A 15,480-nucleotide genomic window follows, 5' to 3' on the forward strand; every position below is an offset into this window, starting at 1 on the left:
CACAAATCGAGGCGCGCGTGGCGGAACTCGAGCTCGATCCTGGACGCGCCGGCGCCCTGCAGCCCGGTCACCGGGCGGTGACGAGCACCTTCACCTCTTCGCCGCCGGCGGATGCGGCAAACGCCTCAGCCACCCGATCGAGCGGGAAGCTGCTCGTCACGATGTCGTCGACGCGCACCTCACCGGCACTGATGATCTCGAGAGACGTCGCGTAGTCTTCTGGCAGATACGTCGCGCTGCCCTGGATGCGCACCTGCAGATCCTGGATCTGCGGCAACGGCACCGTCACGGGCGCGGCGGGCACACCGACGACCATAACGGTACCGCCCTTCATCGCGAGTGAGACCGCCTGGTCGACGGTCGGCTGGATCGCCACGCAGTCGAACACCACATCGGCGCTCTCGCCGAGCTCATCGCGAATCGCCTCGACCGCGTCTGCTCGTGTGGCGTCGACGACGGCATCCGCCCCGAGCCGCAGGGCGCGCTCACGTTTCGACGGCAGCATGTCGGTCATCACGATGCGGCGAGCGCCGGCGTGCCTCGCCGCCGCGAGCACAAAAAGCCCGATCGTGCCGGCGCCGATGATCACCACCGCCTTGCCCTCGACCCCGCCAGAGAGCCTGACCGCGTGCACGGGTGTCGCCAGCGGCTCGATGAGCGCGGCCTGCAGGTCGTCCACGTCGTCTGGGATGATGTGGAGGCGGTTGGCGGGGATCGTGAAGAAGTCTGCCATCCCGCCCTGGTCGTAGCCGCAGCCGAAGAAGCGCAGGTTCTCGCAGAGGTTCGATCGCCCGGTCATGCACATCTTGCACTCCCAGCACGGAAGCGTCGGCTCCACGGTGACCCGGTCGCCGACGGCGACGCCCGTGACCTCCTGCCCGATCTCAGTGACCCTGCCGACGACCTCGTGCCCCGGCAGGTAGGGAAGGGGCACAAACGGATGTTGTCCGTGCAGGGCGTGTGTGTCCGACCCGCACACTCCGGTGACGGTCATCTCGACGAGCGCTTCGTCTGGTCGCGGCACTGGCTTCTCGGCCGTTGTGACAACAACCTCACCGAGAGATCGCGCGACGACCCTCCTCATCGGGGAGCTCACGGCATCCTGATCGGCGCTCACGGCACGACCTGGATCTTGCGACCCTTGCCCTCGCGAAAGAGGTCGAGCGCATGGGCGTACTGCTCGAGCGGAAGCCTGTCGCTGATGAAGACCTCTGGATCGATGACCCCCGTCGCGAACAGGTCGACGGCACGGTCATACGAGTTGAGGGTCGCCATCGACCCGACGATGGTGATCTCGTGGCGAAAGATCTTGTAGGGCTCGATCGTCGCTCTCGCCGCATACGACGCCACACCGAACTGCAGAAAGGTGCCTCCCCTGTCCACACGCCCGAGGCCGTCTTGAATGGCACGTTCGTTGCCCGTCGCATCGATGACGAGTTCCCAGCCGTAGGGGCGATCGAGCTGATCGGCCGAGGTGACGGCCGCATCGCACCCGAGCGTCGCCGCAACCTCGAGCTTCGCCGGGTTCATGTCGACGACCTCGACACTGGCGAGCCCTGCTCGTTTCGCGAGCTGCAGCATCATGAGGCCCATGGTGCCCGCGCCATAGATCAGCGCGCGGTTGCCCATCTGATTGCGCAACACGTCGTAGCCCCTGATGGCGCACGAGAGCGGCTCGATCAGCGACGCGTCGATCGCGCGCACGTTCTCTGGGAGCTTCACGAGGTACTTCGAGCCGACGGCGGCGAACTCGGCTGCGCCTCCGTTGAATGAGGTGCCGTATCCGCCGGCGACCTCGCAGAGGTTCGTCAGCCCCTTGCGGCAGTACCGGCATTCGTAGCAGATGAACGAGGGGTTCACCCCCACCTGGTCTCCGACGACGACGTCGGTGACCTCGCCGCCGACGGCGACGACCTCACCCGCGAACTCGTGCCCGGGAACGATGGGAAAGGTGTCGGCGAACTCCCCCTGCAGAATGTGCAGGTCGGTGCCGCAGATCCCGGCAGAGGCGACGTCGACGATGACATCTTTGGGGCCGGGGGCCGGGTCGGGGATCGTTGTATATTCAACGACCCCCGGTTCGGTGAACAGTGCGGCTTTCATCTGGTTCCTCTCTTCGGTTCAGCCCGCTGGCTCACGTTCGGCGAGCAGAGGGCTGTCCGGGGCACTGACGACGAGGTCGGCCCGCGGTCTCGTGGTCTCAACGAGGTCGGCGTTGCGCTGGTCTGTTCCGAGCGCCCACTCTCGGGCGTTCACCGCGTCGCGGCCGAACTGCTCGTGGCGCCGGATCAGCCGCGCCTTGCGCACCTCGTCGGGCGGGGCGACGAACCAGCACTCGTCGAGGTGGGGCCGCACAGCCTCCCACCCCCCGCTCGGCAGCAGCAGGTAGTTGCCCTCGGTGATCACAAGCGGCGTATGCCTGCGCACGGGAACCGCACTGCCGACGGAGGCATCCAGCGCCCGGTCGAAGACGGGGGCGTAGATGACATCGTCTGACGGAGCGGATGCCTGCCTGACGATCCGCTCGAGAAGCGCAACGTAGCCGGCGACGTCGAAGGTGTCTGGCGCCCCCTTGCGATCGCGGCTGTTCAGGTCGTCGAGAACCGAGTTCGCGAGGTGAAAGCCGTCCATGGTCACGAGAACCGCATCATCGCCGAGAGCGTGTGCGAGTGCGTGGGCGAGAGTCGTCTTGCCTGCACCCGGGGCTCCCGTGAGACCGAGAATGCGCCTGTCACCGGTCTGCACCAGATCTCGCGCCCGTGCGACGAGCGCCTCGAACGAGAGGACCCTGGCATCATCGGGGGCGTCAGCGTGCGTCACGGGCAAGGTTCTTTCTGCGGGCGGTCGGCCTCAGCGAGGGCCGGTTCCTTACAGCTTATTACCCGCCACGCGCCACATCGTTTGCGACCGCCAGCCTGTGTTCGGTAGCGCGCGGCAACGGAATGGCGTGTGAGGGGCGGGGCAGCTGCACCCCTCCCCCTCACAGTGCGAGATGCAGCGCGAGGGCGTTGTCTATCCGTCGCATGACCTCTGCGTCGACCCATCCGACGGGCCGCACAAGGCGCATGACCGAAACGGATCGCACCTGTTCGGCCCGGGCTTTCGACAGCCGGCCGAGTCCGGTGTCAGAAGGCTCGAGTTCGACCTGGAACGGAAAGACGCGGCCGACGTTCGACGTGACAGGCACGACTGTCACCACGCCGCTCTGCGTTCGTGCCGCCGCCACGTCGGCGGCGTTGTTGCTGACAATGACCGCCGGCCGCACCTTTCCGCCCGACGTTCTCAGATCAGAAGCGATCGAAGCAGCTCTCGGCGAACTGCTTCAGAGCAACCAGACCGCCGGCACTCATCAGCGATGCGTCCGTCTCTGACCACGAGCACACGATCTGCGGCGGAGAGGGCGTCGTCGACAGAACCGGTGCTCAACACCACCGCGGCTCCGGACGCGGCGAGACGACGGACGGCGGTGATACGGCGCTCGCGATCGGCCTCGAACGGCTGGTCGAGCAGCACAACACGGGGAACACGCGCTCCGGTCACGGCGAGTTTCTCGGTGCCGGACTCTCTGGCGGTGGCCCATCCCTCGAGCACCGCTGAGAACTGTGCCGGACCCTGCCGCCCGGCGAGTCCGCGGGTGACGGTTCGCGCCGCGACATATTCTCGGCGTGCGTCGACAACACCCGCCTTCGCCAGACGCGCCAGCGACCCGCTCGTCACGCGGGTTGTGATTCCGCCGATGGCGCTGACCTCGTACCCCATCGGATGCTCACTGCCGAACACCACTCCCTCATGGATGCTGCGCTCGACGGACAGGGTGTCGGTCTGCACGTCGTCGACGGCCACGGTCCCGCCCACATGGCGGCCGAAACTCCTGGCGAAGAGGCTCGCGAGCAACTCGGTGCTTCCCTCCCCGATGAGAACAAGGGTCTCGCCGCCGTTCGCCGTGAGAGACACGTCCGTCGCGATGTTCCGCCCGTTCCCGAGGGGCGGGGCGACGGTCCATGCGTCGACGACAAAACGATGAGTCACCGAAGAACCCGGTTCGCGATCGCGCACCGGGCCCGTCTTCTGCTCGCGCTCCCGTTCGGTCTCCTGTCCCTGTTCACGGGCCGCACCGCCAGACGGATGCTCCGGCGACGCCACGAGCAGGTCGAGAACGTTCTCGAGATCGGTTTCGCCGAGTCCCTCCGGCTCCGTCGCGACAACGGAGCCGGCAACCCTGCCGTCTTTCACCGCGACGATGCGCTGTGCGATGTGAGTGAAAGCGGCGAGGGGCGCGCCGAGCACGAACACTCGAGTGCCAGAGTCCGCAAGCAACCCGAGCGCCGAGCCGATTCGCGGGTCATCGAGCGAAGCGGCGCGCGCCGCGTCGACGAAGACGACAGGAGTGCGACGCACGAGTGCCTGCGCGCAGCTGAGCAGCGCACTCTCGGCAGCGGTGAGGTTCTCGACGCGGCTCGAGGGCTCGCGGTCGACTCCGACAAGCGCCAGCAGCCGTCCGGCCTCCGTCGCCTGCTGCTCGCGACGCACGATCCCGAACCGGCGGATCTCGTGGCCGAGAAAAAGGCTCTCTGCAACGGTGCCGAACGCCGAGATCGTCGATCGCCTCGCGACGACGGGGGCGACGCGCAGCTCGGCGGCGGTTGCGAGACCGGCGCGCTCGACGAGTTCGGGCGACACGTCAACACAGTCGGTGACGATCTGCGTGATCTGCGCCGGCTCAGAGTCGGCGTCGGCATCCGTGTGCACAGAGCCAGCCTACGGCCGGTCGACGACGACACCGAAAGCCGCAGCCCCTGTTCCCGAGCCGGTTCCTGCTCCGGTGACACCGGGACCGGGATCGGGATCGGGACCGCAGCTCCGGCTCGCGAACCGCTCCTGCTTCGATGACACCGAAAGCCGCGGCCACAGCCCGCGACCTGCTCCTGCACCGGCGACGGTCAGAACCCCTGCGCGAGACGGTAATAGGCGTTGTTCCAGCGCACCTCGCGCTCGAAACCGGCGCGTGTGGTCGACTCGTCGATGGTCAGCAGCTCAACCCCCGCCATCTCGGCGAAGTCGTGGAACGCCTCGATACCGAGCGCCGTCGACATCACCGTGTGGTGCGCTCCCCCCGCGGTCAGCCAGGCGGCCGCCGACGTGGCGAAGTCCGGCTCGGGCTTCCAGACCGCGCGGCCGACGGGCAGCTTCGGCAGGTCTTCGAGTGGTTCGACCACCTCGACGACGTTCGCCACCAGACGGAACCGGTCACGCATGTCGGCGAGCGACACAACGACCGCTGGGCCGGCATCCGCTGTGAACACCAGGCGAACGGGGTCGTCTTTGCCGCCGATGCCGAGCGGATGCACCTCGAGCGACGCGGTGCCCGCGGACAGGGCCGGGCTCACCTCGAGCATGTGCGCACCGAGGATCAGCTCGTTGCCCGGTTCGAGGTGGTAGGTGTAGTCCTCCATCAGGGATGCCCCGCCGGGCAGGCCCGCGCCCATCACGTTCGCCGCGCGCACGAGGATCGCCGTCTTCCAGTCGCCTTCCGCGCCGAAGCCGTAGCCGTCGGCCATCAGCCGCTGCACGGCGAGGCCCGGCAGTTGCCTCAGGGCGCCGAGGTCTTCGAACGACGTGGTGAACGCACCGAAACCACCATCTTCGAGGAACGATCGCAGCCCGATCTCGATCGCCGCTCCGTCGCGGAGCGACCGGTGGCGCTCACCGTCCGCCCGCAGCTCGGGCACAACCGCGTAGAGCTCCTCGTACTCCCGCACGAGAGCGTCGATCTGACGCTCGGTGGCCCGGCCAACGGCATCCGCCAGCTCGTTGACGCCCCAGGTGTTGACCTGCACGCCGAAGCGCAGTTCTGCTTCGGTCTTGTCGCCCTCTGTCACGGCGACGTAACGCATGTTGTCGCCGAAGCGCGCGAGCTTGAGGGTCCGTGTTGCCGCCCAGCCGGCTGCTGCACGCTGCCACGTGCCGACCTGTGCCGTGACGACCGGGTTCGAGACGTGCCCGACGACCGTCTTGCGAGACACACCGAGCCGCGTCTGGATGTACCCGAACTCGCGATCGCCGTGCGCTGCCTGGTTGAGGTTCATGAAGTCGAAGTCGATCTCTGACCAGGGCAGGTCGCGATGCGCCTGCGTGTGCAGGTGCAGCAGGGGTTTGCGCAGGGCGTCGAGGCCGGCGATCCACATCTTGGCGGGGCTGAAGGTGTGCATCCACACCGTGAGCCCGATCACGCGGTCGTCTGCGTTGGCGTCGAGCACCGCCCGTCTGATCGCGTCTGCGTCGGTGAGCACAGGTTTCCAGACGACGCGAACGGGCACGTCGACGGATGCCTCGAGCTCAGCGGCGATCCGCTGCGACTGCTCTGCGACCTGTCGCAGGGTCTCGTCGCCATAGAGTCCCTGGCTTCCGGTGAGAAACCAGACCTCGTAGTCGTCGAACGATGTGGTGAGAGTGGGCATGACCTGTCTCCAGTGGTGTGGTGGGGGGTTCGTTGCCGCGGTCAGTTTCTGGCCGACGACGGGCGCGTTTTCACCCGATCCGGACGTTTTCACCCGGCACCGCGGGTGAAAACGTCCGGAACAGATGAAGACGCGAAGAGGGGCCGAGCCTGTCGAGGTTCATTCGGTGAGCGCTCCCTGTGGCGCCTGGCCGTAGACGTTCTGATAGCGGTCGAAGAGTGCGTCGATCGCAGCCTGCGGGATCGGCACGGGCTCGCCGAGCTGGCGCGAGATGTGCACGGTGCGGGCGATGTCCTCGATCATCACGGCGGCCTTGACGGCATCCCGCGCGTCTTTGCCGATCGTGAACGGGCCGTGGTTCTGCATGAGCACAGCCCTGGATCGGTGCCCCATGAGCGTCTCGACGATCCCTTGCCCGATCGAGTCGTCTCCGATGATGGCGAACGGGCCGACGGGAATGTCCGAACCGAATTCGTCTGCCATCGCGGTGATCACACACGGGATCGGCTCTGCACGTGCCGCCCATGCCGTCGCGTAGGTGGAGTGGGTGTGCACAACACCGCCCACCTCAGGCATGTGGCGATAGACGTACGCGTGGGCCGCCGTGTCACTCGACGGCGAGCGATCAGAGCCCGGTGTGCCAGGGACCACCCCGCCGTCGAGGTCGCAGAGGACCATGTTGTCTGGCGTCAGGTCGTCGTAGTCGACGCCGCTCGGCTTGATCACAAAGAGGTCCGCGCCCGGCACCCGGCCAGACACGTTGCCTCCCGTCCAGACGACGAGGCCGTATCGAACGAGCTCGTTGTGCAGGCGCGCGACGTCTGCCCGCACCCGCTCGACGGCATCCGCCACCTCTGCGCTGAGCTCGGTCACGTGGTCTCCTGTCTCGTCTGCCCCGTGGGGTTCTGCCTCGCCGGGACATGCCGGCGCCCGGTCTGCCGGCGCCCGATCATGTGAGCGCCTCGCGCCTCATCGCCTTCAACCGGTGCATCACGTCGTTCGCGCCGCGCCCGAAGTAGTCGTGCAGGGCGAGGTACTCCGCATAGAGGGCGTCATAGGCGTCAGCGGCCTCTTCGTCTGGGGTGTAGACGTTGCGGTTCACGCGCCCCATGGCCTCGCCCGCAGCCGTGGCATCCTGGTATGCACCGGCAGCGACGGCCCCATGGATCGCCGAACCGAGCGCGGGCCCCTGGCTGCTCACGATGGTCGAGATCGGCATCCGAAGAACGTTCGCGTAGACCTGCATCAGGAACGCATTCTTCACGAGGCCGCCCGCCGCGATGAACTCGGTCACGGGGACCCCCGACGCGTTGAACGCCTCGACGATGACGCGAGTGCCGAACGCCGTCGCCTCGAGCAGGGCCCGATAGATCTCTTCTGGCCTGGTGGTCAGGGTGGTACCGACGACCACCCCAGAGAGCTCGTGGTCGACGAGCACGGAACGGTTGCCGGACTGCCAGTCGAGGGCGACGAGCCCGTGCGCGCCGACGGGCTGGTCTTCGATCAGAGCCGTCAGATGCTGGTGGATGCTGCGCCCCGCCTTCTCTGCAGCGGCGTGGTACGAGCCGGGCACCTGGTTCCCGACGTACCAGGCGAAGATGTCACCCACACCGGACTGGCCGGCCTCATAACCGTAGTATCCGGCGACGATGCCGCCGTCGACGACGCCGCACATCCCCGGCACCTCTGCCCGCAGCTCCGAGTTCATCACGTGACAGGTCGATGTGCCCATGATCGCGAGCATCTGCCCCGGCTCCGTGGCCTGGGCCGCGGGTGCGGTCACATGGGCGTCGACGTTCCCGCTGGCGACGGCGATGCCCTCTGGCAGTCCTGTCCAGTGGGCGGCCTCCGCGCTCAGCCCGCCGACGGATTCTCCGAGCTGCACGATCTCGTGGGCGACCTTCGTCTCGGCGAAGTCGGCGAAGTCCGGATTGAGCGCACCGAGGAACTCGCGACTCGGGTACTCGCCGTCCTGGAGGATCCCCTTGTATCCCGCCGTGCACGCGTTGCGCAGATATCGACCGGTGAGCTGCCAGACGATCCAGTCTGCGCCCTCGACCCAGTGGTCCATGCGGTGATAGAGCTCAGGGTCCTCTTCGAGCAGCTGCAGTCCTTTGGCGAACTCCCACTCGCTCGAGATCAGCCCGCCGTAGCGCGGCAGCCAGGACTCGCCCCGTGAGGCCGCCAGCTCGTTGATGCGGTCGGCCTGCGGCTGGGCGGCGTGGTGCTTCCAGAGCTTGACGTACGCGTGTGGTCTGTCGGCGTACTCCGGCAGTTCGTTGAGCGGTGTTCCGTCGGCGATGACGGGGACCATCGTGCACGCCGTGAAGTCCGTGCCGATCCCGATGACCGTGGACGGATCGATGCCCGCAGCCTCTATCGCCTGCGGCACAGCGCTCTTCAGCACGTCGACGTAGTCCTGCGGCACCTGCAGCGCCCAGTCCGGCGGAAGCGACCTGCCTGTCGACGCAAGAGCGGTGTCCATGACCGCGTGTGCATAGGTGTGCTCAGCACTCGCGAGTTCTTCGCCGTCTGACACGCGCACCACAACCGCACGGCCTGAGAGCGTGCCGAAGTCCACCCCGATCACATGGCGCTCCGCCCGGTCGGCGCTTCGAGGGGCATCCGGGGTCATCTGTTCGTCCTTTCGTCTGCGGAACGGGGGGCGGCGCCCGCACCGGCTGACGTCGCTTTTCGGGGTTCACGTGTCGACGGCGGCGCTGCCGAGTCCCGCACAACGAGCCTCGGCTCGGTGAACACAGCATGTTCGCGGGCGTGACCCGCGAGCAGATCGAGCATGGCGGCCATGATGTCCGCACCGAGCAGCGCGAAATCCTGGCGAACGCTCGTCAGGGCGGGCCGAAGATATGCGGCTTCGGGCATGTCGTCGAAGCCGACGACGCTGACATCGTGAGGAACGCGTACTCCCGCGTCGCCGAACGCGGCCATCAGCCCGATCGCCATCTGGTCGTTCGACGAGAAAACCGCTGTGACCTCGTCTCGGGCCGCCAGTTCAGACCCGATGCGATACCCGGATGCCGCGGTCCAGTCCCCCGTGTGAAGCACCTGTGCGCCGAGCCCGTTCTCGGCCAGGGCATCTCGCCACCCCCTGATCCGATTGCGCGCGTCGAGGGAGTATTCGGGGCCGGCGACGTGCGCTATGCGCCTGTGACCGAGGTCGATGAGATGCTCGGTCGCCTGTCTGGCGCCCGAGTACTGGTCGATCGCGACGGTGTGGAGTCCGGAGCGCACGATGCTCGCCGCGGTCACGAGCGGAACGTCGAGAGACATCGATTGCACAGCGTCGATCGCCGCCTGGTGCTGTGCGATGAGCACGAGTCCGGCCACCCCCTCTCCGAGCAGCCTGTCGACGATCTCGTTGATCGTCGCCGGGTCGGCGCCGCTGATCGTGCCGATGCCGACGTGGTAGCCGGCTTGGCGCGCGGCCTCTGAGAACGCGATCATCGTGCTCGTCGGCCCGTGGTTGGGGTTGTCGGTGCCGATCAGGCCGAGTGAGAGCGAGGTGTTCGTCACCAGGCGGCGAGCGGAGCGGTTGGGCCGGTATCCAAGCCTTCTGATGGCATCCTGAACTCTCAGCCTGGTCTCGGGGCGCACGCTCGAGTGGTTGTTGAGCACCCGAGACACCGTCTGGTGAGAGACACCGGCGAGACGCGCGACGTCGATGATGCTCGGCGCCTTCAGCGGCGCTCTGCCATCGGACACCGTCGTCATGTTCACGTTCTCATTAAAGCATGTCGCGCCGTTCGCGCAACCCCGCTGCACCGATCGCCGACACCCCGCCCTATGTGACCTTTGCGGACGCAGGTGGCCGTTCTGACGGCCACCTGCGTCCGCAAAGGTCACATGGAGCGGGGTGATTCGAGCCACCGCCGGGGATATGCGCACGTTCACATCAGCTCGCGCCTCGCCCGGCCACACGAACGATGACAACTCCCTCGGCAGGCGGCCTTGCGAGGCGGTCGACTCCCTCGGCAGGCGGCCTTACGAGGCGGTCGACTCCCTCGGCAGGCGGCCTTACGAGGCGGTCGGACCCTCCCGCGGGTGGCGGCATTGCGGGGCGGCCGGACCCTCCTGCGGGTGGCGGGCCTTGCGGGGCGGCCGACTCCCCAGAGGGTGTCGGCCTCGCGAGGCGCGGCGGGCTCCCGGGTGGCCGGCCGTCTCCGCGTACGCATAACGGATGTCTACTTGCGCGCGCCCATACGGCGCTTGTTGAAGACGTCGAAGGCGACGGCGAGCAGAAGCACAAGACCCTTCACGAACTGCTGGACGTCTGTGGTGACGCCCATCAGCGACATACCGTTGTTGAGCACACCCATGATGAGGCCACCCGTGATCGCGCCGGTGACGGTCCCGATGCCGCCCGTGACGGCGGCTCCGCCGATGAACGCAGCGGCGATCGCGTCGAGCTCGAAAAGGTTTCCCGCGCCCGGCCCCGCCGAGTTGAGCCGCCCGGTGAACACAAGGCCGGCGAGGGCGGCGAGCACACCCATGTTCACAAACAGATAGAAGTCGACGCGTTTGGTCTTGATACCCGAGAGCTCTGCCGCGTGCAGGTTGCCACCACGTGCGTAGATGTGCCGCCCGAACACACTGCGGCTCATCACCAGGCTGTATCCGACGATCAGAACAGCGAGCACAACGAGCACGATGGGCGTTCCGCGGTAGCTGGCGAGAAGATAGGTCAGTCCCAGGATCACCACCACCATAAAGGCGAGTTTCACCGTGAACCAGATGAACGGTTCGTCGACGAGGCCCAGCTTGCCCCGCGAGGTGCGCTGCCGCAGCTGTGCGACGACGAGAGAAAGCGCTGCGATGACACCGAGGCCGACGGTGATCCACTCCAGGTAGGACTGCCCGCCGCTCGGATCGGGAAGGAATCCGCCGCCGAGCTGGCGGTATTCGCTCGGGAAGGGAGTGATCCGCGTGTTGCCGAGAACCATCTGGGTGAGGCCGCGGAACAGGAGCATGCCGGCCAGGGTCACGATGAACGCCGGTATGCCGACCACCGCAACCCAGAACCCCTGCCAGGCACCGACCAGCGCCCCGATGAGCAGCGAGGCGATGAGCGCGATCCACCAGGGAAGGCCCCACTGCGTGATCATCACCCCCGACATCGCTCCGACGAAGGCGGCGACGGAGCCGACGGAGAGATCGATGTGGCCCGCGATGATGATCATCACCATGCCGATCGCCAGGATCAGGATGTAGCTGTTCTGCACAACGATGTTCGAGACGTTGTTCGGCTGCAGCAGCTTGCCGTCCGTCAAGATCTGGAACAGCACGATGATCACGAACAGGGCGACGAAGATGCCGATCTGTCGCATCCGGCTGGCGAGAAAGCCGAGGGTCTCTTTCACGGAGGCCATGGGGTTAGTCCTTTTCCTTGGTCATGTATTGCATAAGCACCTCTGGGTTCGCCTCCGCGATCGGCACATCGGCTGTGATGCGCCCTTCGGCAAGCGTGTAGATGCGGTCGCAGATGCCCAGCAGCTCTGGCAGCTCGCTCGAGATGACGATGATCGCCTTCCCCTCGCGGGCGAGGCGGTTGATGATCGTGTAGATCTCGTATTTCGCCCCGACGTCTATACCCCGTGTCGGCTCGTCGAGGATGAGCACGTCGGGGTCGGCGTACATCCACTTCGAGAGCACGACCTTCTGCTGATTGCCACCTGAGAGCTGCCCGGTCACCGTCGACACCGAGGGCGCCTTGATGTTCATGGCTTTTCGATAGTCGTCTGCGACGAGGATCTCTTTGTTGCCGTCGACCCAACCTCCAGGGGAGATCTTCTCGAGGGCTGCCATCGAGATATTGCGCTTGATGTCCTCGAGCAGGTTCAGGCCGTACCGTTTGCGGTCCTCTGTGGCGTACGCGATCCCGCAGGCGATGGCATCCGACACGGTCTTCACCTTGACCTCTTTGCCGCGCATGAAGATGCGGCCCGAGATGTTCGAGCCGTATGCGCGCCCGAAGATGCTCATGGCGAGCTCGGTGCGACCGGCTCCCATCAGACCGGCGATCCCGACGACCTCACCCTGCCTGACAGAGAGGTTCACGTGATCGCTCACGACCCGTGCGTGCTCCTGCGGGTGGTGAACGGTCCAGTCCTCGACGCGCAGTGCCTCTTCGCCGATGTGTGGGGTGCGATCGGGGTACCTGTGTTCCAGGTCTCGGCCGACCATTCCCTTGATGATGCGGTCCTCTGACACCGCGCCCGCCAGGTCGAGGGTCTCGATGATACGGCCGTCGCGCAGGATAGTGACCCTGTCCGCGACGCTCCTGATCTCGTTCAGCTTGTGCGAGATGATGATGCAGGTGATGCCCTGGTCGCGAAGCTGTGTGATCAGGCCGAGCAGGTGCGCGGAATCCTCGTCGTTGAGCGCGGCCGTCGGCTCGTCGAGGATCAGAAGTCTCACCTCTTTCGAGAGAGCCTTCGCGATCTCGACCAGCTGCTGTTTGCCGACGCCGATGTCCATGATCTTCGTCGACGGATTCTCGGCCAGCCCGACCCGCTTGAGGAGCGTGTCTGCCTTCTGAAAGGTGTCGTTCCAGTTGATCCATCCGCCGCGTGCTCTCTCGTTGCCGAGAAAGATGTTCTCGGCGATCGAGAGATACGGGCTCAGGGCGAGTTCCTGGTGGATGATGACGATTCCATGCTGCTCGCTGTCCCGGATGTCGCTGAACGCAACGGTCTCGTTCTCAAAGACGATGTCGCCGTCATAGCTCCCGTGCGGGTACACCCCGGAGAGCACTTTCATCAGCGTCGATTTTCCCGCGCCGTTCTCGCCGCAGATGGCGTGGACCTCGCCGTGTTTCACGTCGAGGTTCACGTTCTGCAGCGCCTTGACGCCGGGGAAGGTCTTGGTGATGTCGCGCATCTCGAGAATGTTCTCGGTCATGTGATGCCTCGTTCTGTGTGCGAATGCTGTTGTCGAAGCCCGGTGCCCGCTGCCCGCGAACAAAGCCGGGATGCCTCTGGTCCGGCCGCGACGCCGGGCCGCCCCTACCCACGGGCCGGAGCGGGCGGCGCGCACGGGTGGTGTGTGCGCGCCGCCTCATCGCTGGACTACTGAAGGTCGTCCTCCGAGTAGTATTCGCTGTCGACCAGCACCTCTTCATAGTTCTCTGCTGTGACGATCGTCGACTCGAGCAGGTAGGAGGGAACGACCTTCACACCGTTGTCGTATGTCTCGGTGTCATTCACCTCGGGCTCTTCGCCGTTCAGAAGGGCATCGACCATCTCGACGGCCTGTGCGCCCAGCTCCCTGGTGTCTTTGAAGATCGACGAGTACTGCTCACCGGCGATGATCGACTTGACCGAGCCGACCTCGGCGTCCTGGCCGGTGATGATCGGAAGGTCGTCTGTGGAGTATCCGCTCGAGACCAGTGCAGAGATGATGCCGATCGACAGACCGTCATAGGGCGAGAGCACACCGTCGAGCCTGGTGTCTCCGATCACGGTGATCAGGTCCTCCATACGGTCCTGCGCGTTCTCTGGCAGCCACCTCAGGGTCGCGGCCTGCTCGAACCCGGTCTGTCCGCTCGGCACGGTCAGCACACCGCTGTCGAGGTAGGGCTGAAGCGTCTCCATGGCGCCGTCCCAGAAGAACTTCGAGTTGTTGTCGTCCGGGCTGCCCGCGAACAGCTCGACGTTGAACGGTCCGGTTTCGCCGGTGTCTTCGCCGTTCTCGTCGAGCACACCCATTCCCGTGAGGAGCGAGGTCGCCTGCTGCACACCGACCTCGAAGTTGTCGAAGGTCGTGTAGTAGTCGACGTTCTCGGTCCCGTTGATCAGGCGATCATATGCGATCACGGGAATATCTGCCGCCGCCGCCTGCTCGAGCACGTCTGTGAGTGTCGTTCCGTCGATCGACGCGATGATCAGCGCCTCTGCCCCGCTCGTGATCATGTTCTCGATCTGCGACACCTGGGTCGGGATGTCATCGTTTGCGAACTGCAGGTCGACCTCGTAGCCGAGTTCTTCGAGCTCGGCCTTGACGTTGTCGCCGTCTGCGATCCAACGCTCGGACGTCTGCGTCGGCATGGCGACGCCGACGATGGCGCCCTCGGTGCTTCCGTCGTCGTCGCCTCCGCCCGTGCCCGCGCGGCCGCCGCTGCATGCGGCGAGCGACACGGCGAGAAGACCGGCAGTCGCTACTCCGAACAGCCTCTTTGCTGATTTCACTGTGTGTTCCTTTCGTTGGTGGTTCTCTCGATGGCTCAGGCTGATGCGGCGCCCGGACGCCGTCCGGATGCCGCGGCGAACGTTGTGGGGAGCGGCGTGTCGGCGGGCGAGAACACCCGCAGGTAGGCCGAGGTGCGGGCATCCTGCTCCGCGGTGAGCGCACGGCGGAGCGCGGCGCGCGCGTTGTCGTCTGCGGCGACGACCCCGACGCCCGGGACGGCGGCGAGTGCGCGGCCATCGGCATCGAGCAGGTCGATCAGGCGACTCATCGTCTGCTCGCCGACGGCTTGCGGGGTGTCGCCCATGGTCGCCCCGATGACGGCGCAGTGACCGCCCGTGCGCAGCGGGATGTCGTGGGCGTGATCGACGGCCGCCGCCGACTCGGCGCGTGCGGTGGCCGCGGGGAGTGTGGCGACGAGAACAGCCCCTGTCGCACGGCTGGAGCGATAGAGTCCCGCGTGCACGTCGACGTGACGCGAGGCTGTCCGCGTGCTTCCCGGCGTCGAGTCGACGACTTCGGCATCTGCCACACGAATGAGCTGTGTGCCGAGGGCGGCGTCGCCGTTCGCGGCGTCACTCGGTGTCGCGACGAACAGGTCGGCGGCGACACGCACCGAGACGCTCGAGAACTCGGCCGCGACGGGGTCGATGCGCTGGAGTTCCGCTCGCACGCGTGCGACTTCTTCACGCGCCCTGGCGATGGCGACCTCGGTCTCAGGTGTGCGAGAGGCCATCACAGCACCCCTGCGCTGCTCATGCCTCTGGACACTGCTGACTCCTTCGTCCTTGGATGTGACCGGTCACATTCCGTTACATGG

Annotated in this window: 13 protein-coding genes; all 13 read right to left on the reverse strand. The window is 66.3% G+C overall.

Features of this window, described 5'->3' with window-relative positions:
• Positions 1–67: 67 nt before the first annotated feature.
• Positions 68–1,117: a zinc-dependent alcohol dehydrogenase gene (locus ACYVF5_RS08775; RefSeq protein WP_460945415.1), complete on the reverse strand. Its 1,050-nt coding sequence runs from the start codon at positions 1,115–1,117 to the stop codon at positions 68–70.
• On the reverse strand, positions 1,114–2,103 hold the full coding sequence (locus ACYVF5_RS08780; protein ID WP_460945417.1) for a zinc-dependent alcohol dehydrogenase family protein: 990 nt from the start codon (positions 2,101–2,103) through the stop codon (positions 1,114–1,116). The genes ACYVF5_RS08775 and ACYVF5_RS08780 overlap by 4 nt, the downstream gene beginning before the upstream one ends.
• 18 nt (positions 2,104–2,121) lie before the next feature.
• Positions 2,122–2,820, reverse strand: a complete 699-nt coding sequence (locus tag ACYVF5_RS08785) for a nucleoside/nucleotide kinase family protein (protein ID WP_460945419.1) — start codon at positions 2,818–2,820, stop codon at positions 2,122–2,124.
• A gap of 160 nt (positions 2,821–2,980) precedes the next feature.
• Positions 2,981–3,265 carry a type II toxin-antitoxin system PemK/MazF family toxin gene (locus ACYVF5_RS08790; protein WP_460945421.1) on the reverse strand — a complete coding sequence of 95 codons (285 nt, stop codon included), beginning with the start codon at positions 3,263–3,265 and terminating at the stop codon, positions 2,981–2,983.
• A gap of 17 nt (positions 3,266–3,282) precedes the next feature.
• A complete protein-coding gene (locus tag ACYVF5_RS08795; RefSeq protein WP_460945423.1) occupies positions 3,283–4,749 on the reverse strand; it encodes a sugar ABC transporter ATP-binding protein in 1,467 nt (488 codons plus the stop codon).
• Positions 4,750–4,940: 191 nt separating this feature from the next.
• A complete protein-coding gene (araA, locus tag ACYVF5_RS08800) occupies positions 4,941–6,458 on the reverse strand; it encodes an L-arabinose isomerase (RefSeq protein ID WP_460945425.1) in 1,518 nt (505 codons plus the stop codon).
• Positions 6,459–6,617: 159 nt separating this feature from the next.
• A complete protein-coding gene (locus ACYVF5_RS08805; RefSeq protein WP_460945427.1) occupies positions 6,618–7,331 on the reverse strand; it encodes an L-ribulose-5-phosphate 4-epimerase in 714 nt (237 codons plus the stop codon).
• A gap of 76 nt (positions 7,332–7,407) precedes the next feature.
• Positions 7,408–9,093: a ribulokinase gene (gene araB / locus ACYVF5_RS08810; protein WP_460945429.1), complete on the reverse strand. Its 1,686-nt coding sequence runs from the start codon at positions 9,091–9,093 to the stop codon at positions 7,408–7,410.
• Entirely contained in the window at positions 9,090–10,190 is a 1,101-nt protein-coding gene (locus tag ACYVF5_RS08815; protein WP_460945432.1) for a LacI family DNA-binding transcriptional regulator, read from the reverse strand. The genes araB and ACYVF5_RS08815 overlap by 4 nt, the downstream gene beginning before the upstream one ends.
• Before the next feature lie 470 nt (positions 10,191–10,660).
• Positions 10,661–11,845: a multiple monosaccharide ABC transporter permease gene (mmsB, locus tag ACYVF5_RS08820; RefSeq protein WP_460945434.1), complete on the reverse strand. Its 1,185-nt coding sequence runs from the start codon at positions 11,843–11,845 to the stop codon at positions 10,661–10,663.
• Between the two features lie 4 nt (positions 11,846–11,849).
• Positions 11,850–13,376: a multiple monosaccharide ABC transporter ATP-binding protein gene (gene mmsA / locus ACYVF5_RS08825; protein ID WP_460945436.1), complete on the reverse strand. Its 1,527-nt coding sequence runs from the start codon at positions 13,374–13,376 to the stop codon at positions 11,850–11,852.
• A gap of 167 nt (positions 13,377–13,543) precedes the next feature.
• Entirely contained in the window at positions 13,544–14,662 is a 1,119-nt protein-coding gene (gene chvE, locus ACYVF5_RS08830; RefSeq protein ID WP_460945438.1) for a multiple monosaccharide ABC transporter substrate-binding protein, read from the reverse strand.
• Positions 14,663–14,697: 35 nt separating this feature from the next.
• Positions 14,698–15,396, reverse strand: a complete 699-nt coding sequence (locus ACYVF5_RS08835; RefSeq protein ID WP_460945440.1) for a class II aldolase/adducin family protein — start codon at positions 15,394–15,396, stop codon at positions 14,698–14,700.
• Between the last annotated feature and the right edge of the window lie 84 nt (positions 15,397–15,480).

The sequence above is a fragment of the Okibacterium endophyticum genome (assembly GCF_054780075.1).

Excerpts from the sequence above, each read along its gene's own strand:
- ACYVF5_RS08780 (WP_460945417.1), bottom strand. The coding sequence starts at position 2,103 with ATGAAAGCCGCACTGTTCACCGAACCGGGGGTCGTTGAATATACAACG.
- mmsA (WP_460945436.1), bottom strand. The coding sequence starts at position 13,376 with ATGACCGAGAACATTCTCGAGATGCGCGACATCACCAAGACCTTCCCC.
- araB (WP_460945429.1), bottom strand. The coding sequence starts at position 9,093 with ATGACCCCGGATGCCCCTCGAAGCGCCGACCGGGCGGAGCGCCATGTG.
- mmsB (WP_460945434.1), bottom strand. The coding sequence starts at position 11,845 with ATGGCCTCCGTGAAAGAGACCCTCGGCTTTCTCGCCAGCCGGATGCGA.
- ACYVF5_RS08815 (WP_460945432.1), bottom strand. The coding sequence starts at position 10,190 with ATGACGACGGTGTCCGATGGCAGAGCGCCGCTGAAGGCGCCGAGCATC.
- ACYVF5_RS08835 (WP_460945440.1), bottom strand. The coding sequence starts at position 15,396 with ATGGCCTCTCGCACACCTGAGACCGAGGTCGCCATCGCCAGGGCGCGT.
- araA (WP_460945425.1), bottom strand. The coding sequence starts at position 6,458 with ATGCCCACTCTCACCACATCGTTCGACGACTACGAGGTCTGGTTTCTC.